This is a genomic window from Kluyvera sp. EC_51, from assembly GCF_019584505.1.
GTDB classification, from domain to species: Bacteria; Pseudomonadota; Gammaproteobacteria; order Enterobacterales; family Enterobacteriaceae; genus Kluyvera; species Kluyvera sichuanensis.
In genome coordinates this window covers 1-24,810 of sequence record NZ_VDAG01000038.1, presented here as the reverse complement: position 1 = coordinate 24,810, position 24,810 = coordinate 1, and the positions used below count along the sequence as shown (strand labels likewise).

At 55.6% G+C, this 24,810-nt stretch carries 28 protein-coding genes; 10 read left to right on the top strand and 18 right to left on the bottom strand.

Going from position 1 to position 24,810, the window contains the following annotated elements:
* The first annotated feature begins 63 nt into the window (after positions 1–63).
* On the top strand, positions 64–975 hold the full coding sequence (gene panE / locus FHC49_RS10495; RefSeq protein WP_220439710.1) for a 2-dehydropantoate 2-reductase: 912 nt from the start codon (positions 64–66) through the stop codon (positions 973–975).
* Positions 938–1,531 (top strand): protein deglycase YajL, encoded by a 594-nt coding sequence (yajL, locus tag FHC49_RS10490; RefSeq protein WP_185667163.1) that lies wholly within the window; start codon positions 938–940, stop codon positions 1,529–1,531. Before panE ends, yajL begins: the two co-directional genes overlap by 38 nt.
* Positions 1,532–1,604: 73 nt before the next feature.
* Here yajL and thiI read toward each other — a convergent pair whose 3' ends face one another.
* Positions 1,605–3,053, bottom strand: coding sequence for a tRNA uracil 4-sulfurtransferase ThiI (thiI, locus tag FHC49_RS10485; protein WP_220439709.1), 1,449 nt, complete (start codon positions 3,051–3,053; stop codon positions 1,605–1,607).
* A gap of 200 nt (positions 3,054–3,253) precedes the next feature.
* On the opposite strand from thiI, the gene xseB reads away from it, so the two are divergent.
* The 4 genes from xseB to FHC49_RS10465 all read left to right on the top strand — a co-directional run bounded on the left by xseB (position 3,254) and on the right by FHC49_RS10465 (position 7,315).
* A complete protein-coding gene (gene xseB / locus FHC49_RS10480) occupies positions 3,254–3,496 on the top strand; it encodes an exodeoxyribonuclease VII small subunit (RefSeq protein ID WP_035894270.1) in 243 nt (80 codons plus the stop codon).
* Positions 3,497–4,396, top strand: a complete 900-nt coding sequence (gene ispA, locus FHC49_RS10475; protein WP_220439708.1) for a (2E,6E)-farnesyl diphosphate synthase — start codon at positions 3,497–3,499, stop codon at positions 4,394–4,396.
* 18 nt (positions 4,397–4,414) lie between these two features.
* Entirely contained in the window at positions 4,415–6,277 is a 1,863-nt protein-coding gene (dxs, locus tag FHC49_RS10470; RefSeq protein WP_220439707.1) for a 1-deoxy-D-xylulose-5-phosphate synthase, read from the top strand.
* Between the two features lie 63 nt (positions 6,278–6,340).
* Complete coding sequence (locus FHC49_RS10465; protein ID WP_220439706.1) at positions 6,341–7,315, top strand: aldo/keto reductase; 975 nt, start codon at positions 6,341–6,343, stop codon at positions 7,313–7,315.
* A gap of 89 nt (positions 7,316–7,404) precedes the next feature.
* Here the strand turns inward: FHC49_RS10465 and pgpA are convergent, their stop codons facing one another.
* The 6 genes from pgpA to nrdR all read right to left on the bottom strand — a co-directional run bounded on the left by pgpA (position 7,405) and on the right by nrdR (position 11,488).
* Entirely contained in the window at positions 7,405–7,896 is a 492-nt protein-coding gene (pgpA, locus tag FHC49_RS10460) for a phosphatidylglycerophosphatase A (RefSeq protein WP_255581328.1), read from the bottom strand.
* Positions 7,889–8,860: a thiamine-phosphate kinase gene (gene thiL / locus FHC49_RS10455; RefSeq protein ID WP_185667170.1), complete on the bottom strand. Its 972-nt coding sequence runs from the start codon at positions 8,858–8,860 to the stop codon at positions 7,889–7,891. Before thiL ends, pgpA begins: the two co-directional genes overlap by 8 nt.
* Before the next feature lie 76 nt (positions 8,861–8,936).
* Positions 8,937–9,356 (bottom strand): transcription antitermination factor NusB, encoded by a 420-nt coding sequence (gene nusB, locus FHC49_RS10450; RefSeq protein WP_185667171.1) that lies wholly within the window; start codon positions 9,354–9,356, stop codon positions 8,937–8,939.
* Between the two features lie 19 nt (positions 9,357–9,375).
* Entirely contained in the window at positions 9,376–9,846 is a 471-nt protein-coding gene (ribE, locus tag FHC49_RS10445) for a 6,7-dimethyl-8-ribityllumazine synthase (RefSeq protein ID WP_001021161.1), read from the bottom strand.
* Positions 9,847–9,931: 85 nt separating this feature from the next.
* Complete coding sequence (ribD, locus tag FHC49_RS10440) at positions 9,932–11,035, bottom strand: bifunctional diaminohydroxyphosphoribosylaminopyrimidine deaminase/5-amino-6-(5-phosphoribosylamino)uracil reductase RibD (protein ID WP_220439704.1); 1,104 nt, start codon at positions 11,033–11,035, stop codon at positions 9,932–9,934.
* A 3-nt stretch (positions 11,036–11,038) separates the two neighbouring features.
* Complete coding sequence (nrdR, locus tag FHC49_RS10435) at positions 11,039–11,488, bottom strand: transcriptional regulator NrdR (protein ID WP_052283888.1); 450 nt, start codon at positions 11,486–11,488, stop codon at positions 11,039–11,041.
* A 151-nt stretch (positions 11,489–11,639) separates the two neighbouring features.
* Here nrdR and FHC49_RS10430 point away from each other — a divergent pair, with 151 nt between their 5' ends.
* A complete protein-coding gene (locus FHC49_RS10430; RefSeq protein WP_220439703.1) occupies positions 11,640–12,182 on the top strand; it encodes a DUF3251 domain-containing protein in 543 nt (180 codons plus the stop codon).
* Positions 12,183–12,480: 298 nt separating this feature from the next.
* Entirely contained in the window at positions 12,481–13,341 is an 861-nt protein-coding gene (locus tag FHC49_RS10425; protein ID WP_220439702.1) for a nucleoside-specific channel-forming protein Tsx, read from the top strand.
* A gap of 89 nt (positions 13,342–13,430) precedes the next feature.
* Here FHC49_RS10425 and FHC49_RS10420 read toward each other — a convergent pair whose 3' ends face one another.
* From FHC49_RS10420 to queA, 7 genes are all read right to left on the bottom strand, one after another.
* On the bottom strand, positions 13,431–13,538 hold the full coding sequence (locus FHC49_RS10420) for a type I toxin-antitoxin system toxin Ldr family protein (RefSeq protein ID WP_035895150.1): 108 nt from the start codon (positions 13,536–13,538) through the stop codon (positions 13,431–13,433).
* Positions 13,539–13,826: 288 nt separating this feature from the next.
* On the bottom strand, positions 13,827–14,174 hold the full coding sequence (gene yajD / locus FHC49_RS10415; RefSeq protein ID WP_035895149.1) for an HNH nuclease YajD: 348 nt from the start codon (positions 14,172–14,174) through the stop codon (positions 13,827–13,829).
* A gap of 116 nt (positions 14,175–14,290) precedes the next feature.
* A complete protein-coding gene (gene secF / locus FHC49_RS10410) occupies positions 14,291–15,262 on the bottom strand; it encodes a protein translocase subunit SecF (protein WP_185667175.1) in 972 nt (323 codons plus the stop codon).
* Positions 15,263–15,272: 10 nt separating this feature from the next.
* Positions 15,273–17,120, bottom strand: coding sequence for a protein translocase subunit SecD (secD, locus tag FHC49_RS10405; protein WP_185667176.1), 1,848 nt, complete (start codon positions 17,118–17,120; stop codon positions 15,273–15,275).
* Between the two features lie 27 nt (positions 17,121–17,147).
* Positions 17,148–17,480 (bottom strand): preprotein translocase subunit YajC, encoded by a 333-nt coding sequence (yajC, locus tag FHC49_RS10400; protein WP_123649994.1) that lies wholly within the window; start codon positions 17,478–17,480, stop codon positions 17,148–17,150.
* A 22-nt stretch (positions 17,481–17,502) separates the two neighbouring features.
* Complete coding sequence (gene tgt / locus FHC49_RS10395) at positions 17,503–18,630, bottom strand: tRNA guanosine(34) transglycosylase Tgt (RefSeq protein WP_123649993.1); 1,128 nt, start codon at positions 18,628–18,630, stop codon at positions 17,503–17,505.
* 53 nt (positions 18,631–18,683) lie between these two features.
* Positions 18,684–19,754: a tRNA preQ1(34) S-adenosylmethionine ribosyltransferase-isomerase QueA gene (queA, locus tag FHC49_RS10390; RefSeq protein WP_185667177.1), complete on the bottom strand. Its 1,071-nt coding sequence runs from the start codon at positions 19,752–19,754 to the stop codon at positions 18,684–18,686.
* Between the two features lie 91 nt (positions 19,755–19,845).
* Here queA and acpH point away from each other — a divergent pair, with 91 nt between their 5' ends.
* A complete protein-coding gene (gene acpH / locus FHC49_RS10385; protein ID WP_220439701.1) occupies positions 19,846–20,427 on the top strand; it encodes an ACP phosphodiesterase in 582 nt (193 codons plus the stop codon).
* 168 nt (positions 20,428–20,595) lie between these two features.
* Positions 20,596–21,198: a peroxiredoxin gene (locus tag FHC49_RS10380; protein WP_064547849.1), complete on the top strand. Its 603-nt coding sequence runs from the start codon at positions 20,596–20,598 to the stop codon at positions 21,196–21,198.
* Positions 21,199–21,273: 75 nt separating this feature from the next.
* On the opposite strand, the gene FHC49_RS10375 is transcribed toward FHC49_RS10380, so the two are convergent.
* The 4 genes from FHC49_RS10375 to FHC49_RS10360 form a co-directional block, all read right to left on the bottom strand.
* Positions 21,274–23,142, bottom strand: coding sequence for an amidohydrolase (locus FHC49_RS10375; RefSeq protein ID WP_220439700.1), 1,869 nt, complete (start codon positions 23,140–23,142; stop codon positions 21,274–21,276).
* A 20-nt stretch (positions 23,143–23,162) separates the two neighbouring features.
* Positions 23,163–23,705: an antibiotic biosynthesis monooxygenase gene (locus FHC49_RS10370; protein ID WP_370631759.1), complete on the bottom strand. Its 543-nt coding sequence runs from the start codon at positions 23,703–23,705 to the stop codon at positions 23,163–23,165.
* 60 nt (positions 23,706–23,765) lie between these two features.
* The gene (locus FHC49_RS10365) at positions 23,766–24,407 is read right to left on the bottom strand and encodes a hydrolase (protein ID WP_185667181.1); all 642 of its coding nucleotides are present in this window, start codon (positions 24,405–24,407) and stop codon (positions 23,766–23,768) included.
* A 304-nt stretch (positions 24,408–24,711) separates the two neighbouring features.
* Positions 24,712–24,810, bottom strand: a 99-nt coding sequence (locus FHC49_RS10360) for an IS1 family transposase (protein WP_000641146.1), incomplete at its 5' end; no start/stop codon positions are given.

Here is a 24,810-nt window from a genome sequence, read left to right as displayed (position 1 = left end):
CTCATTCGAGTGCTCGCGTGAAGTATGACATACCAGCAGCATCTGGTGTGGTAAGGAGGATGTTTGAAAATTACCGTTTTGGGATGTGGTGCGCTAGGCCAGCTCTGGATGACCGCGCTCCATAAAAAAGGATTTGAAGTACAAGGATGGCTACGCGTACCTCAGCCCTACTGTAGCGTCAACGTGATGGAATTGGACGGTAGCGTATTCAACCACTCATTTATCGCCAATGACCCCGACTTCCTGGCGCAGAGCGATCTGCTGCTGGTGACCCTCAAAGCCTGGCAGGTCTCAGACGCGGTCAGAAGCCTGGCGGCGACGCTTCCGGCAACGACGCCCATTTTGCTGATTCATAACGGTATGGGGACGTTGCAGGAGCTTAACGGCCTGCGCCAGCCGATTCTGCTGGGGGCAACCACGCAGGCCGCCCGCCGCGATGGCAATATCATTATTCACGTCGCCAACGGCACCACCCACATCGGCCCAGCTAAACGCTACGATGACGACTACAGTCAGCTCGCGGAAACCCTCCAGGAGGTGTTGCCGGACGTAGCCTGGCACGACAATATTCACTCCGCCATGTGGCGTAAGCTCGCCGTGAACTGCGTGATTAACCCGATGACGGCGCTGATGAACTGCCCTAACGGCGAACTTCGTCATCATCAGGAACAGGTGGCGCGTATTTGCGATGAAGTGGCGATGACCATGACGCGGGAAGGATTTCATACCTCTCCGGAAAGTCTGTTATTTTATGTTAATCAGGTGATTGATCTGACGGCGGAGAACATCTCCTCCATGCTGCAGGACATCCGCGCACTTCGGCATACGGAAATCGACTATATCACCGGTTTCCTGCTCAAGCGCGCGCGGGCGCACGGCATTCCGGTGCCGGAAAATACCCGCCTGTATGAACAGGTTAAACGTAAGGAGAGTGAATATGAGCGCGTCGGCACTGATTTGCCTCGCTCCTGGTAGTGAAGAGATGGAAGCCGTCACCACTATCGATCTGTTAGTGCGTGGCGGGATCAGCGTCACCACCGCCAGCGTCGCCGGTGATGGCAACCTGACCATTACCTGCTCCCGCGGCGTTAAGCTGCTGGCTGATGCCCCGCTGGTCGAAGTGGCAGACGGCGATTTCGACATCATCATCCTGCCGGGCGGTATTAAAGGCGCGGAGTGCTTCCGCGATAGCCCTCTGCTGGTCGAGACGGTGAGGCAATTTCACAACTCCGGGCGTATTGTCGCCGCTATCTGCGCGGCAGCCGCCACCGTGCTGGTGCCCCATGAGCTCTTCCCTATCGGCAATATGACCGGTTTCCCGGCGCTGAAAGACCAAATCCCTGAAGGTCAGTGGCAGGATAAGCGTGTGGTCTGGGACCCGCGCGTCAACCTGCTAACCAGCCAGGGGCCGGGCACATCGATTGATTTCGGGCTGAAGATTATCGACCTGCTGGTCGGGCGTGAAAAAGCGTATGAGATTGCGTCACAGTTGGTGATGGCGGCGGGGATTTATAACTTCTACGAAGAGTAGGTGCAAAACCCGGCGTCGCTCTGCTCGGCCGGGCTACCTGATATAAAAAAACCGGCCAGGCCGGTTTTTTTAGTTATGGGCGGTATACCTTAACGTTGGTAAAGCCCTGCTCACGCAGATAAAGCGCCTGCAGGCGGCTCATCACGCCGCGCTCGCACCACAGCAGGTAGGTTTTGCTCTGGTCGAGGTCGCCGAACTGGGTGCTCAGCTTGTAGAACGGCAGAGAGGCGATTTCCACGCCTTCCAGCTTCAGCGGTTTATCATCCTGCTCGTCAATGGAGCGGATATCCAGAATCACGTCGTTCTCGCTAAAGCCGCTGACGGTTTCAACTTCCACCACGTCCTGCTGGGTCTGCTGCGCGATTTCGCGGATATCGACGTTATTCGCTTCGGTAACCACTTTATCCAGAATCGCAAAATCGAAGTTCGCTTCTTCCGCTTCGATTTTCGCCTTCACCGCTTTGATAGTCGGGCTCTTCGAGATCACGCCGCAGTATTCCGGCATGGTGCGGGCAAAGTCTTCAGTGCCGATTTCACGCGCCAGGTTGATGATGTGCTCTTTATCGTGAGAAATCAGTGGACGCAGGATCAGGGTGTCAGAGACGTTATCAATCAGACGCAGGTTGGTCAGCGTCTGGCTGGACACCTGACCCAGCGCTTCACCAGTCACCAGCGCCTGTACGCCGTAGCGCTCAGCCACTTGCGATGCCGCACGGACCATCATGCGCTTCAGCACGACGCCCATCTGGCCGTCTTCCACTTTCTCAAGAATTTCGCCAACCACCGGCTCGAAGTTGATCGCCACGAAACGCACGCGGTGTGAGCTACCGAAACGGTTCCACAGGTAATGCGCAACCTGACGAACGCCGATTTCATGAGCCGCGCCGCCGAGGTTGAAGAAACAGTAGTGCACGCGACAGCCGCGACGCATCAGCATATAGCTGGACACACCGGAGTCGAAGCCGCCGGAAATCAGCGACAGCACGTCTTCCTGAGTACCAATCGGGAAGCCGCCAATGCCTTCGTAGCGCCCTTTCACCAGCAGCAGACGGTCGTTCTCGATTTCGAGGTTAACGGTCACGTCTGGGTTAGTCAGCTTCACGCGCGCCGTCTCGATGTGCTGATTCAGGCCGCCGCCAACGTAACGCTCCACTTCAATTGACGTGAATTCGTGCTTACCACGACGCTTAACGCGTACGCAGAAAGATTTACCTTCCAGCGCTTCACGCCACAGCGGCAGCGTCTGCTCAAAAATATTGTGCAGCGAGGTAAACGGAACGTCTTCGACTTCCAGAATATGGTGGATACCCGGAATACGGGTCAGCGCGTCGCGAAGCACCAGACGTTTGTCTTCATCTTTAGAACGCACTTCGATGTGGTCCCAATGGCGAACGACGGCAAGCGTTTCATCGTAGTTTTTAAGAACGTTACGAATATTCCCGGTTAAAATTTTAATAAAGCGCAAACGCACAGTTTGGCTTTTGATGGTGATTTCCGGGAACAATTTAATGATAAACTTCATGGCGGCAATGGTTCGTTGGCAAGCCCGACGGGGCTTTAGGCAAAAAGATGTATCACAGCGTACCGTTTCATAGCGAGGGCACCTGCGTCCAGGACGCGGAGTATACCATCATCCCGCTTACCATTGCGTGTTATTTGCTTCACACCCAGACTCCGTTACCATAGACGCAGTCGCGACATAACAAGAGCCAAACATTCACTATGCCAAAGAAAAACGAAGCCCCGGCCAGTTTCGAGACCGCTTTAACCGAGCTGGAGCAAATTGTTAACCGTCTGGAAAGCGGCTCCCTTCCTCTGGAAGAGGCGCTGAACGAATTCGAACGTGGCGTGCAGCTAGCACGTCAGGGGCAGACCAAGCTGCAACAGGCGGAACAACGCGTGCAGATCCTGCTGGCCGATAACGAAGATTCCCCACTAGAGCCTTTCACGCCGGACGCTGAATAAATGGATTTTTCGCAACAGCTGAATGCCTGCGTTGAGCAGGCAAACGACGCGCTGCGCCGTTTTATTGCACCACTGCCGTTTCAGAACACTCCTCTGGTTGATGCCATGCAGTATGGCGCACTATTAGGCGGTAAACGTCTGCGTCCGTTCCTGGTGTACGCCACCGGGCAGATGTTCGGCGTTAGCCTCGCGACGCTGGATGCACCCGCAGCGGCGGTCGAGTGTATTCACGCCTATTCGCTGATGCATGACGATCTCCCGGCGATGGACGATGACGACCTGCGTCGCGGTCAGCCAACCTGCCATATTAAATTTGGTGAGGCGAGCGCCATTCTGGCCGGGGATGCGCTACAAACGCTGGCGTTTTCTATACTGAGTGATGCGCCGATGCACGAGGTCTCCGATCGCGATCGTCTGGCGATGCTCTCCGAGCTGGCAACCGCCAGCGGCGTGGCGGGTATGTGCGGCGGCCAGGCGCTGGATCTGGAAGCCGAGGGGCAACAGGTTAATCTTGAAATGCTGGAGCGCATCCACCGCCATAAGACCGGTGCGCTAATCCGCGCCGCCGTGCGTCTGGGCGCACTCAGCGCGGGTGAACAGGGCCGCAAGGCGCTGCCGCTACTGGATAAGTATGCCGAAAGCATCGGCCTCGCGTTCCAGGTTCAGGATGACATTCTGGATGTGGTGGGCGATACTGCGACCCTCGGAAAACGCCAGGGTGCCGACCAGCAGCTCGGCAAGAGCACCTATCCTGCACTACTGGGCCTTGAGCAAGCCCGGACTAAAGCCAGTGACCTTATTGCCGATGCCCGTCAGTCTCTTACCGAACTGGCCGCGCAATCACTGGATACCACAGCACTGGAAGCGCTAGCGAACTACATCATCCTGCGCGACAAATAAACCATAAATGAGTCTCAGATGAGTTTTGATATTGCCAAATACCCGACCCTGGCGCTGGTCGATTCCACTCAGGAATTACGTCTGCTGCCAAAAGAGAGCCTGCCGAAGCTGTGTGACGAGCTGCGCCGTTACCTGCTCGACAGCGTGAGCCGTTCCAGCGGACACTTCGCCTCCGGGCTTGGCACGGTGGAGCTCACCGTGGCGCTGCACTACGTCTACAATACGCCGTTCGACCAGCTTATCTGGGACGTCGGCCATCAGGCCTATCCGCACAAAATTCTGACCGGCCGTCGCGACAAAATTGATACCATTCGCCAGAAAGGTGGCCTGCACCCGTTCCCGTGGCGCGGCGAGAGCGAGTACGACGTGCTGAGCGTCGGTCACTCCTCCACCTCGATTTCCGCCGGTATTGGTATTGCGGTTGCGGCGGGCAAAGAAAACAAACAGCGTCGCACCGTCTGCGTGATTGGCGATGGCGCGATTACCGCCGGTATGGCGTTTGAAGCGATGAACCACGCGGGCGATATCAAGCCCGATATGCTGGTGGTGCTGAACGACAACGAAATGTCTATCTCTGAGAACGTCGGCGCGCTGAACAACCATCTGGCGCAGCTGCTTTCCGGCAAGCTCTACTCTTCCCTGCGTGAAGGCGGCAAGAAAGTCTTCTCCGGCGTACCGCCGATTAAAGAGCTGCTGAAGCGTACCGAAGAACATATCAAAGGCATGGTGGTGCCGGGCACGCTGTTTGAAGAGCTGGGTTTCAACTACATCGGGCCAGTTGACGGTCACGACGTACTGGGGCTGGTGAATACGCTCAAGAACATGCGCGACCTGAAAGGCCCGCAGTTCCTGCATATCATGACCAAAAAAGGCCGTGGCTATGAGCCGGCCGAAAAAGATCCTATTACCTTCCACGCGGTGCCGAAGTTTGATCACACCAGCGGTAAGCTGCCAAAAAGCAGCGGTGGCCTGCCGTCGTACTCGAAAATTTTCGGTGACTGGCTGTGCGAAACCGCGGCGAAAGACAGCAAGCTGATGGCGGTGACGCCAGCGATGCGCGAAGGCTCCGGCATGGTGGAGTTCTCGAAAAAATACCCTGACCAGTATTTCGACGTGGCAATTGCCGAACAGCACGCGGTGACTTTCGCCGCGGGCCTGGCGATTGGCGGCTACAAACCGATCGTGGCTATCTACTCTACCTTCCTGCAGCGCGCCTACGATCAGGTGATCCACGATGTGGCTATCCAGAAGTTGCCGGTACTGTTTGCTATCGATCGCGCAGGCATTGTCGGCGCCGACGGTCAGACGCACCAGGGCGCGTTTGATATCTCCTATCTGCGCTGCATCCCTGACTTTGTCATCATGACGCCAAGCGATGAAAACGAATGTCGCCAGATGCTCTATACCGGCTATCACTACAGCGACGGCCCAAGCGCGGTACGCTATCCGCGCGGCTGCGGTACCGGTGCTGAACTTCAGCCGCTGGAAAAACTGCCGCTCGGCAAAGGCGTAGTGAAACGCGAAGGCGAGAAGCTGGCGATCCTCAACTTCGGTACCCTGCTGGCCGAAGCGGAAATCGTCGCCGAGAAACTGAACGCCACGCTGGTTGATATGCGCTTTGTCAAACCGCTGGATGAAAGCCTGATCCTCGAGATGGCCGCACGCCACGACTCGCTGGTGACGCTGGAAGAGAACGCCATCATCGGCGGCGCGGGTAGCGGCGTCAACGACGTGCTGATGGCACATCGTAAACCGGTGCCGGTGCTGAATCTCGGTCTGCCTGACTTCTTCGTTCCGCAGGGCACGCAGGAAGAGGCCCGAGCCGACCTCGGCCTGGATGCCGCCGGTATCGAAGCGAAGATCGCGGGCTGGCTAGCATAATCCTCCCCATCGCTCCTGCTATGCTTAAAGGTAAACCGCTTACCCGCTAGCAGGAGCTGATTCATGCAATACGATACGTTAGGACACACCGGCCTTCGGGTCTCTCGTCTTTGCCTTGGCTGTATGACCTTCGGCGAACCGGATCGGGGTAAACACGCCTGGACGCTTCCGGAAGACAGCAGTCGCCCCATCATCCAGCGCGCCATCGAAGGCGGCATCAACTTTTTCGACACCGCTAATAGCTATTCTGACGGCAGCAGCGAAGAGATTGTCGGCCGTGCGCTGCGCGATTTCGCTCGCCGTGATGAAGTAGTGGTCGCCACCAAGGTTTATCATCAAGTGGGTGACCTTGAAGAAGGTCTGTCCCGCGCACAAATTCTTCGCTCCATTGACGACAGCCTGAAGCGCCTCGGGATGGACTACGTCGATTTGCTGCAAATTCACCGCTGGGACTACCGCACGCCCATTGAGGAGACGCTGGAAGCGCTGGATGAGGTAGTGAAGTCCGGCAAGGCACGATTTATTGGCGCATCGTCAATGCACGCTCGTCAGTTTGCCCACGTGCTGGCGCTGCAAAAAACCAACGGCTGGACACCGTTCGTCACCATTCAGGATCACTACAATCTGATCTACCGGGAAGAGGAGCGCGATATGCTGCCGCTCTGCACTCAGGAAGGGGTAGCGGTGATTCCGTGGAGTCCGCTGGCGCGCGGTCGCCTGACGCGTCCGTGGGGCGAGACGACCGCCAGACTGGTCTCCGACGAGTTTGGGCAAACGCTGTATAGCTCAACCGAAGAGAACGATGAGCAGATTGCCGGGGAACTGGAGCGGGTCGCGCAGGAAGTTGAAGCCAGCCGAGCGCAGACGGCGTTGGCATGGCTGCTGAGTAAACCTGGCGTTGCGGCACCGATTATTGGAGCGTCGCGCGAGGATCAGTTGGATGAGCTATTGAACGCGGTGGATATTACGCTGACGCCGGAACAGATTGCGTCAATGGAAGCGCCGTATCAGCCGCATCCGGTGGTTGGGTTCAAATAATCTGTAGCCCGGGCGAGGCGGTCACGCCGACCCCGGGGCAGCTTCGTACCCTCCCCGGCGTCGCTCTGCTCAGCCGGGCTACAGTAACATCACAGAATATAATGCCCCACCACAAACAGTATCCCCGCCGAAATCACCCCGGCGATAACATCGTCGACCATAATCCCCATTCCACCATGGACGTTTCGGTCGAACCAGCGAATAGGCCAGGGCTTCCACATATCAAAAATACGGAACAGCACAAACCCCGCCAACACCCATTGCCAGTTGATGACCGGAATTGCCATCAGCGTGATCCACATGCCGATAAACTCATCCCAGACGATGCTACCGTGGTCATGCGTGCCCATATCACGCGCCGTACGGCGGCAGATATAAACACCGATACAAATACCGAACATCACCACCAGCGAATAGAGCTGTAGCGGCAGAAACGTCAGCACGTACCAGAAGGGAATGGCGGCAATCGAGCCAGCCGTACCCGGCATTATCGGACTCAGACCGCTGCCAAATCCCGTTGCCAGCAGGTGCCAGGGGTTGCGTAAATTCAGACGGCTTTTTGCTTCATCGTACTTAGCCAAAATGATCGTATCCCTTCCAGTCGAGCTGCACCGCTTTCCCCTCTTGGGTGAAATGCAGTCCTTCCACATCGGCGCTGATTTGCCCGATGCAGGTAAACGGTGTGCCCAGTTGACCCAGCGCCACTTCCAGCGCGCCGCGGTTCAGTTCTGGAACGGTAAAGCAGAGCTCATAGTCTTCACCGCCGGAAAGCGCCCAGCGGCACGCCTGCTCCGGCTGTACATGGCGACGCAGCGCGTCGGAATATGGCAGTAGATCGAGGTCAACCCGAGCCCCTACGCCGCTGGCATTAAGGATATGCCCCAGATCGGAAATCAGACCGTCGGAGAGATCGATAGCCGAGTTTGCCAGGTCGCGCAGCGCCTGCCCTTGCAGGATACGCGGCGTCGGGCGCAGATGGCGCTGACGCAGATAGGCTGCATCTTCAGGGTTATCAATCGTCAGTTGATTCAGAATCAACGCCAGGCCCGCCGCGCTGTCACCGGGCGTGCCGGTCACGTAGATCCAATCACCCGGTTTTGCACCCGAACGTTTTAGCGCGCGGCCCACCGGCACGTAGCCGTGAATACCCAGCGTCATCGACAGCGGCCCTTTGGTGGTGTCGCCGCCAATTAACTGCATATCGTAGTAGCTTAACAGCTCAAACAGCCTGTCACTAAACGCCGCCAGCCAGGCTTCATCCACCGCGGGCAGCGTCAACGCAAGCGTCAGCCAGGCTGGGTCAGCACCCATTGCGGCTAAATCGCTAAGGTTTACCGCCAGCGCTTTGTGGGCCAGGTCAGCCGGGTCGATATCAGGAAGGAAATGGTTGCCCACCACCAGCGTGTCGGTGCTGATAGCCAGGGTCTGTTTTTCGGGAATATTGAGTAACGCGCAGTCGTCGCCGATTCCGGTTTCTACATCAAGACGGGCGTTTCGTACTCGGTCAAAATAACGGGCAATCAGGGAGAATTCGCCGCATGCCATACGTTATGCCTCAGCAGAAGGATAAAACAAGGCCGGGATTCGCCAGAAAGAGATTCGGCAAAACCCGGCCTGGAGATTACTTTTTGTGGGGACGAATAGCAGGAGCGGCTTTATCCAGCACGCCGTTGACAAACTTGTGGCTGTCTTCAGCGCCAAAGGTTTTTGCCAGTTCGATAGCTTCGTTGATAGCCACTTTGTATGGCACATCATCACGCTTCGACAGCTCGAACAGCGCGATGCGCAGTACGGCTTTCTCTACCTGGCCCAGCTCTTCGAGCATACGGGACAGGTATGGCTTCATCAATCCGTCGAGGTACGCGCTGTTAGTCGCCACCCCGGACAGCAGTTCACGGAAGTACACGACGTCGACATCTTTAACGTCTTGTTCCGCCAGGAACTGGTATTCAACATCGGAGATGTCGTTCTGGGACAACTGCCAGGAGTAGAGCGCCTGGACGGCACACTCACGGGCGCGGCGACGAGCAGCAGGTTTCACGGATTTCCCCTTACAAAAATCAGGCCTTGATGGCTTTCAATACATTAATCATTTCAAGCGCGGTCAGTGCAGCTTCTGCACCTTTGTTACCGGCTTTTGTGCCAGCGCGTTCGATGGCTTGTTCAATACTTTCGGTGGTCAGAACACCAAAGGCTACCGGGATTTCGCTGTCCTGAGCGACGTGCGCCAGGCCATTGCTTGCCCCGCCAGCAACATATTCGAAGTGCGCAGTACCGCCACGGATAACTGTACCCAGCGCGATCACCGCATCGTATTTACCGGTTTTTGCCAGTGCGCCAGCCGCCAGAGGCAGTTCATAAGCACCTGGAACCCAAACAACGGTGATGTTTTCATCTTTAACCTGACCAATGCGCTTCAGGGCGTCGATAGCACCTTCCAGCAGGCTGTCATTGATAAAGTTGTTGAAACGCGCGATGGTGATGGCGACGCGAGCGTCCGGGGTAGCAACGTTAGCTTCAATAATGTTCATACTCTTCCTTTGGGTTCATTTGCCCCGCAGGGGGGCGGATTTTATCATAATATTCTGGGCGCTGCTTCCTCTAATTCGGAAAGCCTCACGCAGTGGTTAAATGCAGGCACACATCCGGGCCCACCTGGCGTATCTCGTTGAATTTGAAATGGGGGGCGTCGGCCAGTTTCTCAAGGCCTGGCAGCACACATAATCCCCGCGCATCGCTTCCTAACAGTTTAGGCGCGATATAGACGATAAGCTCGTCAACCAGCCCCGCCTGAATCAGCGCGCCAGCAAGCGTTGGCCCCGCCTCCACCCAGATGCTGTTAATCTGCTGTTTGCCCAGTTGCATCATCAGCAGCACCAGATCGAGGTGACCATTGTGCTCCGGTATTTTCAGCGTTTGCACGCCTTCCGGCCACACGCGAGTATCATCCTCGGTGCGCGCAAACAGCGTTTCACCCGGCTGCTGCACAATGCGGTGCTCCGGCTTGGCGCGGTTGCCGCTATCAATAACGATGCGCAACGGCTGGCGCAGATTTTCCTGCGGGTAGAGCGCCTGCGTTTCGGCATTGAGCTCGTCCCAACGCACGGTCAGCGCCGGGTCATCCGCCAGCACCGTCGCGCTGCTGGTTAGAATCGCGTGGCTTTCTGCGCGCAGGCGCTGAACGTCGCGTCGCGCCTGCGGCGAGGTAATCCATTGGCTTTCACCGCTGGCCATTGCCGTGCGGCCGTCGAGCGACGCGCCAAGCTTCAGTTGGATATACGGGAAACCGGTGCGCATCCGCTTGAGGAAGCCTTTGTTCAACGCTTCGGCTTCGCTCATCATCAGACCGTGGCTGACTTCAATACCCGCCTGCTGCAGGCGGTACAGTCCGCGCCCTGCAACCTGCGGGTTTGGGTCCTGCATAGCGGCGACGACGCGGGAAACGCCCGCGGCAATCAGCGCGTCACAGCACGGTGGTGTGCGGCCATGGTGACTGCATGGTTCGAGCGTCACATAGGCGGTAGCGCCTTTCGCTTTATCACCCGCCATGCGCAGCGCATGCACTTCCGCATGCGGTTCACCGGCGCGGTAGTGGAAACCTTCGCCAACAATTTCGCCCTGATTGACAATCACGCAGCCCACGCGTGGGTTGGGATGCGTGGTGAAGCGACCGCGTTGCGCCAGCTTTAGCGCGCGCGCCATGTACATTTCATCGTGCATAGCTTAGTCCTGTAAGCGGGCGATCTCTTCGCCAAATTCTTTAATATCTTCAAAGCTGCGGTATACCGACGCAAAGCGGATATAGGCCACTTTATCGAGCTTTTTCAGCTGTTCCATGACCAGGTTACCCAGCAGTTTGCTCGGCACTTCACGTTCACCGGTCGCGCGAAGATGCGATTTGATATGGTTAATCGCCATTTCTACATCATCGGAACTAACCGGGCGTTTTTCCAGGGCGCGCAGCATACCGCTACGCAGCTTATCTTCATTAAACGGTTCACGCACGTCGTTGCTTTTCACCACGCGCGGCATCACCAGTTCTGCCACTTCAAAGGTGGTAAAGCGCTCGTTGCACACCAGGCATTGCCGACGGCGGCGAACGGAAGAACCTTCTCCCACGAGACGGGAGTCAATGACTTTAGTGTCTACGGCGAAACAGAATGGGCAGTGCATACGACGTCCTGACGATGAGGTGATGGGAATCTATTTTACCCTGAACTGCGGATACAACAAAGGCGCAGCGCTTTTTGAGACAAAGGATCGATGCCAGATGCCGTATTGCGCGCTACCATTGCGTTATCCCGAAGAGAAGGAAACAGACAGCATGACAAGACGTTACCTAAGAATCGCCCTGCTGGGAAGCCTCGTCAGCCTGAGCGCCTGTGCGCAACAGTCTGAAGTTAAGCAGATGCACCAAAGCATTAGCGCGCTCAGTACCGAGATGACGCAGCTGAATAAAGAGACGGTGAAAATCACTCAGCAAAACGCGCTGAATGCGAAGTCTACGCGCGGTGTCTACCTGCTTCCCGGCGCTAACACGCCTGCCCGTCTGAACAGCCAGGTGGGCACTCTGCGCATGTCATTGCGCAATATCGCCGCTAACGCTCAGGGCACGGCGGTGACGCTGCGCATCCAGGGGGAATCGAACGAGGCGCTCCCGGCCTTCACCGGCACCGTCGAGTGGGGTCAGATTCAGGGCACAACCGAGCAGTATCAAGAGGTCAACGTGCAGAATCAGCTCTTCTCCGCGCCGGCAAGCGTGCTGGCACCGAGCGACGTCGATATCCCGCTGCAGCTTAACGGCGTTACCCCCGATCAGCTCGGCTTTGTTCGTATTCACGACGTGCAGCCTGCCAAAGCACAGTAACCGTTCTACAGGAGGGAGTTGTAACAATACTCCCCCTGAACTCGCCTTCTCTTTCCCACGCCTGAAACACATTTCTCGTATGTAAACATTTGCAATAATTCACCCCATCAGTACAATCGCGGCGTCTAATCTACGCAAACGTGAACGCAATCGATTACGCGTTTGAAAAATGTGTGAACTGTGACTGATTTTCGTGAGCAAGGATTCATATAATAGGCTCGCAGAAACACGAAACATTTAGAAAAACTTCGGTGATAAAAATCACTCTCTTTCGATTTTTTTTATTAGTGGCACAAATATGAAAAAAACATTATTAGCAGCCGGTGCTGCACTGGCGCTCTCCGCATCTTTCACTGCTAACGCAGCAGGCGACTCTCAACCTCAGTATGTCTCCGACTGGTGGCATCAGAGCGTAAACGTGGTGGGTAGCTATCACACCCGCTTCTCGCCGCAGATCCGTAACGATACCTATCTGGAATACGAAGCTTTTGCGAAAAAAGATTGGTTCGACTTCTATGGCTACATGGATGCACCGGTGTTCTTCGGCGGTAACAGCACTGCGAAAGGTATCTGGAACCATGGTTCTCCGCTGTTTATGGAAATTGAACCACGCTTCTCCATCGATAAACTGACAGGAACCGATCTGAGCTTCGGTCCATTCAAAGAATGGTATTTCGCCAATAACTACATCTACGACATGGGTCGTAACGAAGATGGCCGTCAGAGCACCTGGTATATGGGTCTGGGTACCGATATCGACACCGGCCTGCCGATGAGCCTGTCCCTGAACGTGTATGCTAAATACCAGTGGCAAAACTACGGTGCCGCGAACGAAAACGAGTGGGATGGCTACCGCTTCAAAGTGAAATACTTTGTGCCAATCAGTGACCTGTGGGGCGGCAAGCTGAGCTATATCGGCTTCACCAACTTCGACTGGGGTTCCGATCTCGGCGACGAACCGAACCGTACCAGCAACTCCATCGCATCCAGCCACATTCTGGCCCTGAACTACGATCACTGGCACTACTCCGTCGTTGCCCGTTACTTCCATAGTGGTGGCCAGTGGAAAGCAGGTTCTACTTTGAACTGGGGCGAAGGCGATTTCAGCGCTAAGTCTACCGGTTGGGGTGGTTACTTTGTTGTAGGTTACAACTTCTAAGTTCGACACCGCAAAAAAGGCCAGAGGTTTCCCTCTGGCCTGTTTCGGGCGCATGCTGCCACGCGGGCGGCAGGTTCGCCCACCTCGCTTTATCTCTGACTATGCCACCAGCCTAAAAACAGACCTGTCGCAATACCGACCAGCGTAGGTGCGGCCAGATCGTGCCAGACAATAATGCAAACTTCCGTGAGCGTCATACAGCCGCCTTGGTTGCAATGGCAACGGTTCGCGGCTATCCTCAACTTGTCTGGAGTCAAGTTAGCCCCCGTTATGTTGCCGGTGAATACCGAACAACGTGCGGGGGTTTTCTCTTTCCAGCGACAAGGCCACCGGGGATCAAGCCCCCGCAACACTGCGCCTCACCGGGAGACCCGGCTTGCCGCTGATTCTACTCCGCTCACCACTATCTTCATGATGTAAAAACAAAAAAATCCCGACCTTGCGATCGGGATTCCAGCAACGATGTACGCGTTACAGCACGTCGGCTATTTCTTTTTGTTCAGCATCGCTTTCAGGTCAGCGAACGGGTTGTAGGTCGCCTCGCCCACGTCTTTCTGCGCATCTTCCCCGGCGACGACCGTAGAACCGTACTGGTCTGCCTCGGTGTACTTCGAGTGTTCGTGATCGTGACAGAACAGGCACAGGAGCTCCCAGTTGCTGCCATCTTCCGGGTTGTTGGTATGGTCGTGATCCATATGGTGAACCGTCAGCTCACGCAGGTTGGAGTAGACGAACTCGCGCGAACAGCGCCCGCAGACCCACGGAAACAGTTTCAGCGCTTTTTCACGGTAGCCGCTTTCCAGCCGCACGTAGTTTTTTGGGATGATGGCCATAATGACTCGATATGTCGTGTTCAATGTAAGGGAATACGCACAGTCTAAATGGGCAATAAAAAAGCCGCAACACCCTACGGCGTTGCGGCTTTTATTCGTGCCCTCAGAGCGGCAGATTACGGCAGAATTGACGGCTGATCCGCCCCTTCTTTCTCCACTTTCTGCTGCAGCATATGCTCACGCTTCATACCCAGCTTCAGCGCCAGCGCCGAGGCTACGTAGATAGACGATGCGGTACCGATGGAAACACCGATAAGCATAGTCAGCGAGAAGCCTTCCAGTACCGGACCACCGAAGAGATACAGCATCAGAATAACCACTAACGTGGTACCGGACGTAATCAACGTACGGTGCAGCGTCTGGGTCAGCGACACGTTAAAGATTTCGTACGGCGTACCGCGACGAATCTTGCGGAAGTTTTCACGAATACGGTCAGATACCACGATACTGTCGTTCAGCGAGTAACCGATGACCGACATCAACGATGCCACGATGGTCAGGTCAATCTCGATATGGAACAACGACAGAATCCCGAGCGTAATGATAACGTCGTGCGCCAGCGCGATAACCACACCTGCCGCCAGTCGCCACTCAAAGCGGAAACCGACGTACACCAGGATAGAGATCAGCGCGACAATCAGCGCCATCGCACCGGTTTGCGCCAGATCGGCCCCCACGCTTGGCCCAACGAATTCAATACGCTTCACGGCAGCATTCTGACTGGTGGATTCGTTAATCACACTCAGCACTTTGCTACCCAGTACCTGTCCACCATCCGCACCTTTGGTTGGTGGCATACGTACCATGATGTCATGGCTGCTGCCGAAGTTCTGCAGAAGCGGATCAACGAAGCCCGCTTTCTCCAGCGCATCGCGCATCAAGTCCATGTCCGCCGGTTTTTCCAGCGTAATTTCAATCACCGTACCGCCGGTGAAATCGAGACCCCAGTTAAACCCGCGTACGCCCATCACCACGATGGCCGCGATCAGCAGGAAACCTGAGATGCCGAAAGCCCAGTAGTCCCAGCGCATAAAGTCATAGACTTTACGGCCGTGGTTTAATTGTTCAACACTATATTCCTGTGCCACATCGCACTCCTCAGATTGACAGCTTTTTGACGCGCTTGCCGCCATACAACAGGTTTACGATGGCACGCGTACCGACAATCGCGGTAAACATCGACGTTGCCACACCGATACCGGTAGTAATCGCGAACCCTTTAATTGCCCCGGTGCCGACTGCATACAGGATCAGGACTTTAATCAGCGTCGTAATGTTCGCATCGAAGATGGAACTGAACGCGCCGGCATAGCCCTCGTTGATTGCCTGTTGTACCGAACGTCCGTTACTCAGTTCTTCTTTAATACGTTCGTTGATCAGTACGTTAGCATCGACCGCGACCGCAAGGGTTAACACAATCCCCGCGATACCCGGCATACTCAACGTCGCGCCCGGCAGCAGTGACATGATACCGACGATCAGTACCAGGTTAGCCAGCAGTGCGCTTGTCGCGATCAGACCGAACTTCTTATAGAAGAAGAGCATGAACAGGATAGAGACCACCAGACCGGCCAGACACGCTTCCAGACCTTGCTTGATGTTCTGCATACCCAGGGTTGGGCCGATAGTACGTTCTTCAACAATCTGAATCGGTGCAATCAGCGCACCGGCACGCAGCAGCAGAGAGAGCTGACGCGCTTCATTCGGGTTGCTGATACCGGTAATACGGAAGCTGTTGCCCAGACGAGACTGGATGTTGGCAATGTTAATCACCTCTTCCTGTTTCACCAGAATAGCGCGACCGTTAGCGTCTTTCTTACCGCTGTCTTTGTACTCCACGAACAGGGTCGCCATCGGCTTACCGATGTTGTCCTTAGTGAAGTTAGACATGATGTTACCACCCGCGCTATCGAGCGAGATGTTAACCTGCGGCTGGTTGTACTCATCCTGGCTTGAAGTGGAGTCGGTGATATGGTCACCGGTCAGAATCACGCGCTTGTACAGCACAACTGGCTGACCTTCACGGGTATCTTTCACTTCGGAGTCGCCCGGCACGCGGCCAGAGGCAGCCGCAGCCTGGTCAACGTTGGTGTTTACCAGACGGAATTCCAGGGTCGCAGTCGCACCCAGAATCTCTTTCGCACGCGCGGTGTCCTGAATACCTGGCAGTTCAACCACGATGCGGTCAGCACCCTGACGCTGAACCACTGGCTCAGCAACGCCCAGTTGGTTAACACGGTTACGCAGAATGTTGATGTTCTGCTGAACCGCATATTCGCGGGCTTCGCTCAGGCGAGCATCGGTCATCACCGCACGCAGCGCAGTGCTACCCTGGCTGGAAATCACCAGATCCTGATGGCGCTTGCTCAGATAAGAGATCGCTTCATCACGTGCATTGCTATCACGGAAAGTGATGCTCAGACCGTAGTTGTCTTCTTTGCGAACGGTAGTATAAGGAATGCCTTTTTCACGCAGGTCACTGCGCAGGCTATCGATATTTTGCTCCTGGAGTTTGCCCAGCGCAGTGTCCATATCCACTTCCATCAGGAAGTGCACACCACCACGCAGGTCAAGACCGAGCTTCATTGGCTCTGCGTTAATCGCAGCCAGCCAGCGCGGTGTTGCCGGAGCAAGGTTAAGCGCCACGACGTATTTGTCACCCAGCACGTTTACCAGCGCTTCACGCGCACGCAGCTGGATGTCGGTGGTGTCGAAGCGCGCAAGAATAGCGCCCTCTTCCAGTGCCACAGACTTAGCGGTAATTTTTTCTTCTTGTAACGTTTTCTGGACCTGGATCAGCGTTTGCTCACTGGCGGCGACGCCGCGCACGCCAGTGATTTGAACGGCCGGATCCTCACCATACAGGTTGGGAAGCGCATACAACAGACCGACGACAATAACGACGATCAGCATGACATACTTCCACAAAGGATAACGGTTTAACACGGCAGTTCCCTTTGGGAAAACGAAATATTACAGCGCCTTCATGGTGCCTTTCGGCAGAACGGCAGCTACGAAGTCACGTTTGATAACCACTTCAGTGGTGTCGTTCAGTGCGATAGCAATGTAGCCAGTTTCCGCTACTTTGGTCACACGACCAACCAGGCCACCGTTAGTCAGCACTTCATCGCCTTTCGCGATGGAGCTCATCAGGTTTTTATGCTCTTTGGTACGTTTTTGCTGTGGACGCAGGATCATGAAATAGAAGATCAGGCCGAAAACCACCAGCATCAGAATCAGAGACATCGGGCTGCCCTGCGACGGAGCCCCGGTTGCTGCTACCGCATCAGAAATAAAAAAGCTCATTCAAATTCCCTCATTATTAAAATTAATCAACGTTCAAAGGTGGAACGGTACGCCCCTGGCGTTGGTAGAAATCGGTCACGAAGCTCTCTAATTTACCCTCTTCAATAGCCTTGCGTAAACCAGCCATTAAGCGCTGATAGTAGCGAAGATTATGAATGGTATTGAGGCGCGCGCCCAATATTTCGTTGCAACGGTCAAGATGATGCAAGTATGCACGCGAATAATTGCGACAGGTGTAGCAATCACACTCGGCATCAAGCGTGCTGGTATCGCTCTTATGTTTGGCATTACGGATTTTCACCACACCGTCGGTCACAAAGAGATGACCGTTACGGGCGTTACGCGTTGGCATAACACAGTCAAACATATCGATACCGCGACGAACGCCTTCAACCAGGTCCTCTGGTTTGCCAACGCCCATCAGGTAACGCGGTTTGTCAGCAGGGATCTGCGGGCAAACGTGCTCCAGGATACGGTGCATGTCTTCTTTCGGTTCACCTACCGCCAGGCCGCCGACAGCGTAGCCATCAAAGCCAATCTCCACCAGACCTTTGACGGAGATATCACGTAAATCTTCGTAAACGCTGCCCTGAATGATGCCAAACAACGCATTTTTGTTGCCAAGGCCATCGAAACGGTCGCGGCTACGTTTAGCCCAGCGCAGAGACATTTCCATCGAGCGCTTGGCGTAGTCCCAATCCGCCGGGTACGGCGTACATTCATCGAAAATCATCACGATATCGGAACCGAGATCGTACTGAATTTCCATCGATTTTTCCGGATCGAGGAAGATCGGGTCGCCGTTGATAGGGTTGCGGAAGTGCACGCCCTGCTCGGTGATTTTACGGATATCGCCCAGGCTGAAGACCTGGAAGCCGCCGGAATCGGTCAGGATTGGTCCTTTCCACTGCATGAAATCGTGCAGGTCACCGTGCAGCTTCATGATTTCCTGGCCCGGGCGCAGCCACAGGTGGAAGGTGTTGCCAAGAATGATTTGCGCGCCGGTCGCTTCTACTTCTTCCGGCGTCATGCCCTTAACGGTGCCGTAGGTACCCACCGGCATAAAGGCAGGCGTTTCAACTACGCCACGATCAAAAACCAGGCGGCCGCGGCGGGCGCGACCGTCTGTGGTATCCAGTTCAAATTTCATCTTTACTCCTGCGTCAGAAAAACAGTCCGACGTTAAATTCTCATGCCGGGAACTTACTCCCCGACACGCTCAAAAATAGCCTGCGGATTGTACGTGATAAACATGGCATCACCGTAACTAAAAAAGCGATATTTTTGTTCTACAGCAGCCTTATAGGCGTTCATGGTGTGCTGATAACCGGCAAAAGCGGACACCAGCATAATCAGCGTCGATTCTGGCAAGTGGAAGTTGGTCACCAGTGCATCAATCACCTGGTATTGGTAGCCTGGGAAAATAAAGATTTGCGTGTCGCCGAAGAACGGTGCAATCAGCTCATCTTTTGCCGCCTGCGCTGCGCTTTCCAGCGAGCGAACGGAGGTGGTGCCAACGGCAATCACGCGGTTGCCGCGCGCTTTCGCCGCCAGTACCGCATCAACCACGTCCTGCGGCACTTCCGCGTATTCGGAGTGCATGATGTGGTCTTCAATGCTGTCGACGCGCACCGGCTGGAAAGTACCTGCGCCCACGTGCAGGGTGACAAACGCCATCTCGATGCCCTTTTCACGAAGCTTCGCCAGCAGCGGTTCGTCGAAGTGCAGGCCCGCGGTCGGTGCCGCAACGGCACCTGGTTTTTCGCTATACACGGTCTGATACAGCTCGCGGTCAGCGTCTTCGTCCGGACGGTCGATATACGGCGGCAGCGGCATGTGGCCGATAGCGTTCAGAATATCCAGCACGCTGCGCTCGTCGTCGAACTCGACTTCAAACAGCGCATCATGACGCGCAACCATCGTTGCCTTAATGCTTTCATCATCGCCCAGCAGCAGTTCCGCACCCGGCTTCGGCGCCTTAGAGGCGCGAATATGTGCCAGAATACGTTTATCATCCAGCATACGCTCGACCAGTACTTCAATCTTGCCGCCGCTGGCTTTACGGCCAAACAGGCGCGCCGGGATCACGCGGGTATTGTTAAAAACCAGCAGATCGCCAGGGTTGAGCTTGTCGAGCAAATCGGTGAAAGTACCGTGCGTCAGCGCGCCCGTCGGCCCGTCCAGAGAGAGCAAGCGACAGCTGCTACGCTCGGCTTGTGGATAGTGGGCAATCAGGGATTCGGGTAGTTCAAAGGAGAAATCGGCAACGCGCATGACTGTGACTCTGGGCTTAATAATGAGGCGGGTAGTCTAGTGCCGGGGAGACATCCCTGCAACCCTTACCCCTCTGGATAAACGTTTAACAATGAATTTTCTCGCTCACCTGCATCTCGCGCACCTGGCCAATAGCTCGCTATCGGGAAACCTGCTGGCAGATTTTGTTCGCGGTAACCCGCAGCAGGATTACCCGGCCGACATCGTTGACGGCATCTATATGCATCGCCGCATTGACGTGATGACCGATAATTTGCCGCAGGTAAAAGAAGCGCGCGAATGGTTCCGTCCCGAAACGCGCCGCGTCGCACCGATTACCCTCGACGTCATGTGGGACCACTTCCTTTCGCGCCACTGGGCACAAATCTCGCCAGAGATAGCCCTGCCCGAGTTCACCCGCTACGCCCGTGCCGAAGTCACCACGATCCTTCCGGACGCGCCAGAACGCTTTCTGGCGCTGAACGAGCACCTGTGGTCTGAACGCTGGCTAGAGCGCTACGGTGAGATGGACTTTATCCAGCGGGTGCTGAACGGGATGGCCAGCCGTCGCCCTAAGCTCGATGCGCTGCGCGATTCATGGCATGACCTCGACGCGCACTATGATGCGCTGGAAACGCGTTTCTGGCAGTTCTATCCGCAGATGATGGCGCAGGCGAAAAACAAAGCGCTGTAGGGCTTGCATCGGGCCACGGAACGGCTATGCTTATTCCTTCGGTAAAATAACAATTGATAGGTGAATCCTATCTTATTAATCGTCATAGTCTTTTTGTGTTCCCCGCTTACCCTCCCTATACTGGCCCGCGTTGCGTTCCATTAACCTTATAAATTCAAAGGAGAACCCATGGTTCTGGTTACTCGTCAAGCGCCTGACTTCACCGCAGCAGCGGTACTGGGCAACGGTGAAATCGTTGAGAAATTCAATTTCAAACAGCACACCCAGGGTAAAGCCACCGTTCTGTTCTTCTGGCCGATGGACTTCACCTTCGTCTGCCCGTCCGAGCTGATTGCCTTCGACAAACGTTACGAAGAGTTCCAGAAGCGCGGCGTTGAAGTGGTTGGCGTCTCTTTTGACTCCGAATTCGTTCACAACGCATGGCGTAACACCCCTGTCGACAAAGGCGGCATCGGTGCAGTGAAATACGCAATGGTTGCCGACGTTAAGCGTGAAATTCAGAAAGCTTACGGCATCGAACATCCAGACGAAGGCGTTGCACTGCGCGGCTCCTTCCTGATCGACGCTAACGGCGTGGTTCGCCACCAGGTGGTTAACGACCTGCCGCTGGGCCGTAACATCGACGAAATGCTGCGTATGGTAGATGCGCTGCAGTTCCACGAGCAGCACGGCGAAGTGTGCCCGGCGCAGTGGGAAAAAGGGAAAGAAGGCATGAACGCGTCTCCAGACGGCGTTGCTAAGTACCTGAGCGAGAACGTTTCTAGCCTGTAATCGGCTGACGTTTCGTCAAAAAAAGGCTCGCATTGTGCGAGCCTTTTTTGTTTCCCCGGCGTCAGCGGTGCCGTTTTAGAACGAGAAGCAAGAACAGCCAAGCGCCCCCCAGAAGGCACGATCGTCAGATACCGGAATACCAGACTGACGCGCAATGTCATGCTGATGCCCGTGTACGCCGCAGCTGCCGCAGCACTGGTGCATCTGAACCACCGCGCCGATATGCTCAGAACCCGGAGGCGCGGAGCGATAGTGGCCCGGTACTTTCACCACTGGCGACCAATCTGGCACCACCGGAATCGACGGCGGGGCGATCGGCGTGAAGTGCCCAGCAGCGTAGACCACGCGGCCATCGACAATCGTCATCACCGACTCAATGCCTTTGATCTCTTCTTCCGGCACGCTGAAGTAGTCCTTCGACAACGCCACCAGATCCGCCAGTTGCCCGGCGGCAATACGGCCTTTTTTGCCCTGCTCGCTGGAGAACCAAGCGCTGCCTGCCGTCCACAGTTCCAGCGCGACATCGCGCGGCAGACGGTTTTCATCGTCATACATCGCCATACCGCCGACGGTACGCCCGGAAACCAGCCAGTACAGTGCCGTCCACGGGTTGTAGCTTGCCACGCGGGTGGCGTCCGTCCCCAGGCCAACAGGAACGCCCATCTCCAGCATTTTTGCCACCGGCGGCGTGTGTTTCACCGCGTCTTTGCCGTAGCGATCGACAAAGTATTCCCCCTGGAAGGCCATACGGTGCTGCACCGCAATCCCGCCGCCCAGCGCCTTCACACGCTCAATATTGCGCTCGGTGATGGTCTCTGCGTGGTCAAAGAACCAATGAAGGCCATTAAACGGAATATCACGGTTAACCTTCTCGAACACGTCCAGCATGCGGCTGATTGATTCATCGTAAGTGGCGTGCAGACGGAACGGCCAGCGATGTTCGACCAGGTGACGGACGACGCGTTCAAGCTCATCTTCCATCCCCGGTGGCAGATCCGGACGCGGCTGCAGGAAATCTTCAAAGTCGGCCGCCGAGAAGACCAGCATCTCGCCCGCGCCGTTGGCACGGTAGAAGTCGGTGCCCTGCCCCGGTTTCAGCATATCCGTCCAGCGTTCGAAATCCTCGACCTCCTGCTTCGGACGCTGGGTAAACAGGTTATAGGCGATGCGGATAGTCATCTGCTTATTGGCGTGCAGCTGCTCAATAATTTCGTAATCTTCCGGGTAGTTCTGGAAGCCGCCGCCCGCATCAATGGCGCTGGTCAGCCCCAGCCGGTTAAGCTCGCGCATAAACTGACGGGTGGAGTTGACCTGCATCTCCAGCGGCAGCTTCGGCCCTTTGGCCAGCGTCGCATAGAGGATCATGGCGTTAGGTTTGGCAATCAGCATCCCGGTCGGGTTGCCGTTGTTGTCGCGAACAATCTCGCCGCCCGCAGGGGCTGGCGTATCTTTGGTGTAGCCCACCGCCTTCAGCGCGGCGCGGTTGAGCAGCGCGCGATCGTAGAGGTGCAGCACAAATACCGGCGTATCTGGCGCGGCGTCGTTAAGCTCCTGCAGCGTTGGCATCCGGCGTTCGGCAAACTGGAACTCGCTCCAGCCGCCCACCACGCGCACCCACTGCGGCGACGGCGTACGGTCGGCCTGCTCTTTGAGCATGCGTAGTGCATCCGCCAGCGACGGTACGCCTTCCCAGCGCAGCTCCAGGTTGTAGTTCAGCCCACCGCGAATCAGGTGCAGGTGCGAGTCGTTAAGGCCAGGGATCACCGTGTGACCATGCAGGTCGACAATCTGCGTGCCTTCGCCCGCCCAGGACATCATCTGCGCGTCGCTGCCGACGGCCAGAATTTTGCCGCCGGCAATGGCCACCGCGTCCACGAGCGGCTGTTGCGGGTCAAGCGTGTGAATCTGCCCCTGGGTTAAAATCAGGGTAGCGGTTTGTGACATAGCGTTCTCCTCGCGTCGGTTCAGGCTTTTTTCAGCCAACCGGCAAACAGGCGGGTCACGATGGGCATCCAGAACCAGACCACCAGCGCGACCACACAGGCATCATTGATAAAATGCAGCGACAGGGTTCCCTTTAACGACGGCAGCAGCATGCCGGTAATCGCGGGCACCAGGTTGGTACTGGGGAAAATCACCAGCAGCGTTATCAGAAACTGTTTCCAGCGCTTCGGCTGACGGACGTTGGCGGCGGGCGGGGTAAACCAGAAGGCGGCTTCAGTGCGCACTTCGGTACGGTCGCCCTCTCCGAGCACCGGGGCAATCTCCTCAACCAGCTTGCGCCGCACGTCAGACTGGGTCCAGCCATAAAGGTGTTCGATGGTGTCGAAGCGGATGATGATATTCCAGGCCGTTTGCCCATCGACCGGGCGAATAACGTTGGCCCCCAGATGGCCCGGATAGTTAGCGGCGATAGGCATAATCTCGCCCAGCCAGGCTTCATACTGCGCAACGTGTTCGGGGCGAATAGCGTGGGTAATGACCAGCGTGACATGCTTTTGCGTCATGACGATAGGTTCCTTGCGCTTGCAAACCGGCGGGGTCATCACCCCACCGGATCTCAGGCCTTAAGCTTTGCGCTCAGGCGCGCCATGCACCATGGTGTAGGCGTAATCCACGCCCATCCCATAGGCGCCGCTGTGTTCACGCACCAGATCCATCACCGCGTCGTAGGTCTCTTTACGCGACCAGTCACGCTGGTACTCCAGCAGCACCTGCTGCCAGGTCACCGGCACCGCACCGGCCTGCACCATGCGATCGATTGAACGTTCGTGGGCATCCACGGAGGTGCCGCCAGAGGTATCGGTCACCACGTAAACCTCATAGCCCGCTTCCAGCGCCATCAGCGCCGGGAAGGTCAGGCAGACTTCGGTCCACAGCGCGGAGATAATCAGTTTTTTACGTCCGGTCGCTTCCACCGCTTTCACAAAAGCTGCGTCTTCCCAGGAGTTCATTGAGGTACGTTCGATAGGCTTAACGTCAGGATGAACAGCGAGTAATTCTGGCCAGATATAACCGCTAAAACTTTTCGTTTCGACGGAGGTATAAATGACCGGAACATTAAATATTTTCCCGGCTTTCGCTAACGCTACGGTATTATTTTTTAATGTCTGGCGATCAATATTCGCCACGCCAAATGACATTTGTGGCTGATGGTCAATAAAAATAAGCGCAGAGTTCTTAGGGTCAATCAGTTCCCGGATAGACATAACACACCTTCTTAATCAATAAGTTAAAAGGCAACGGTCTTAAACTGCCGTCAGCAGCAGGATCCTGAATCAGAAAGCTTGTTGAGTATAGCGGGAAATTTCTAACGAGTTATTAAAGAAAACTTACCATCTTGTGACGGTAATAAATCAGCATCAAAAAAATGCGATGCTTATATCTAATTTATTCACTGGCTTTGTTTTTCACTATTCGTTACAACGTAGTGGTTTAATTTTCAGGATATTTTCCCATTATGCGAATCAATCTGGACGTACTGCTTATTCTTGATGCGGTAATGACTCCAACTTATTGATAGTGTTTTATGTTCAGATAATGCCCGATGACTTTGTCATGCAGCTCCACCGATTTTGAGAACGACAGCGACTTCCGTCCCAGCCGTGCCAG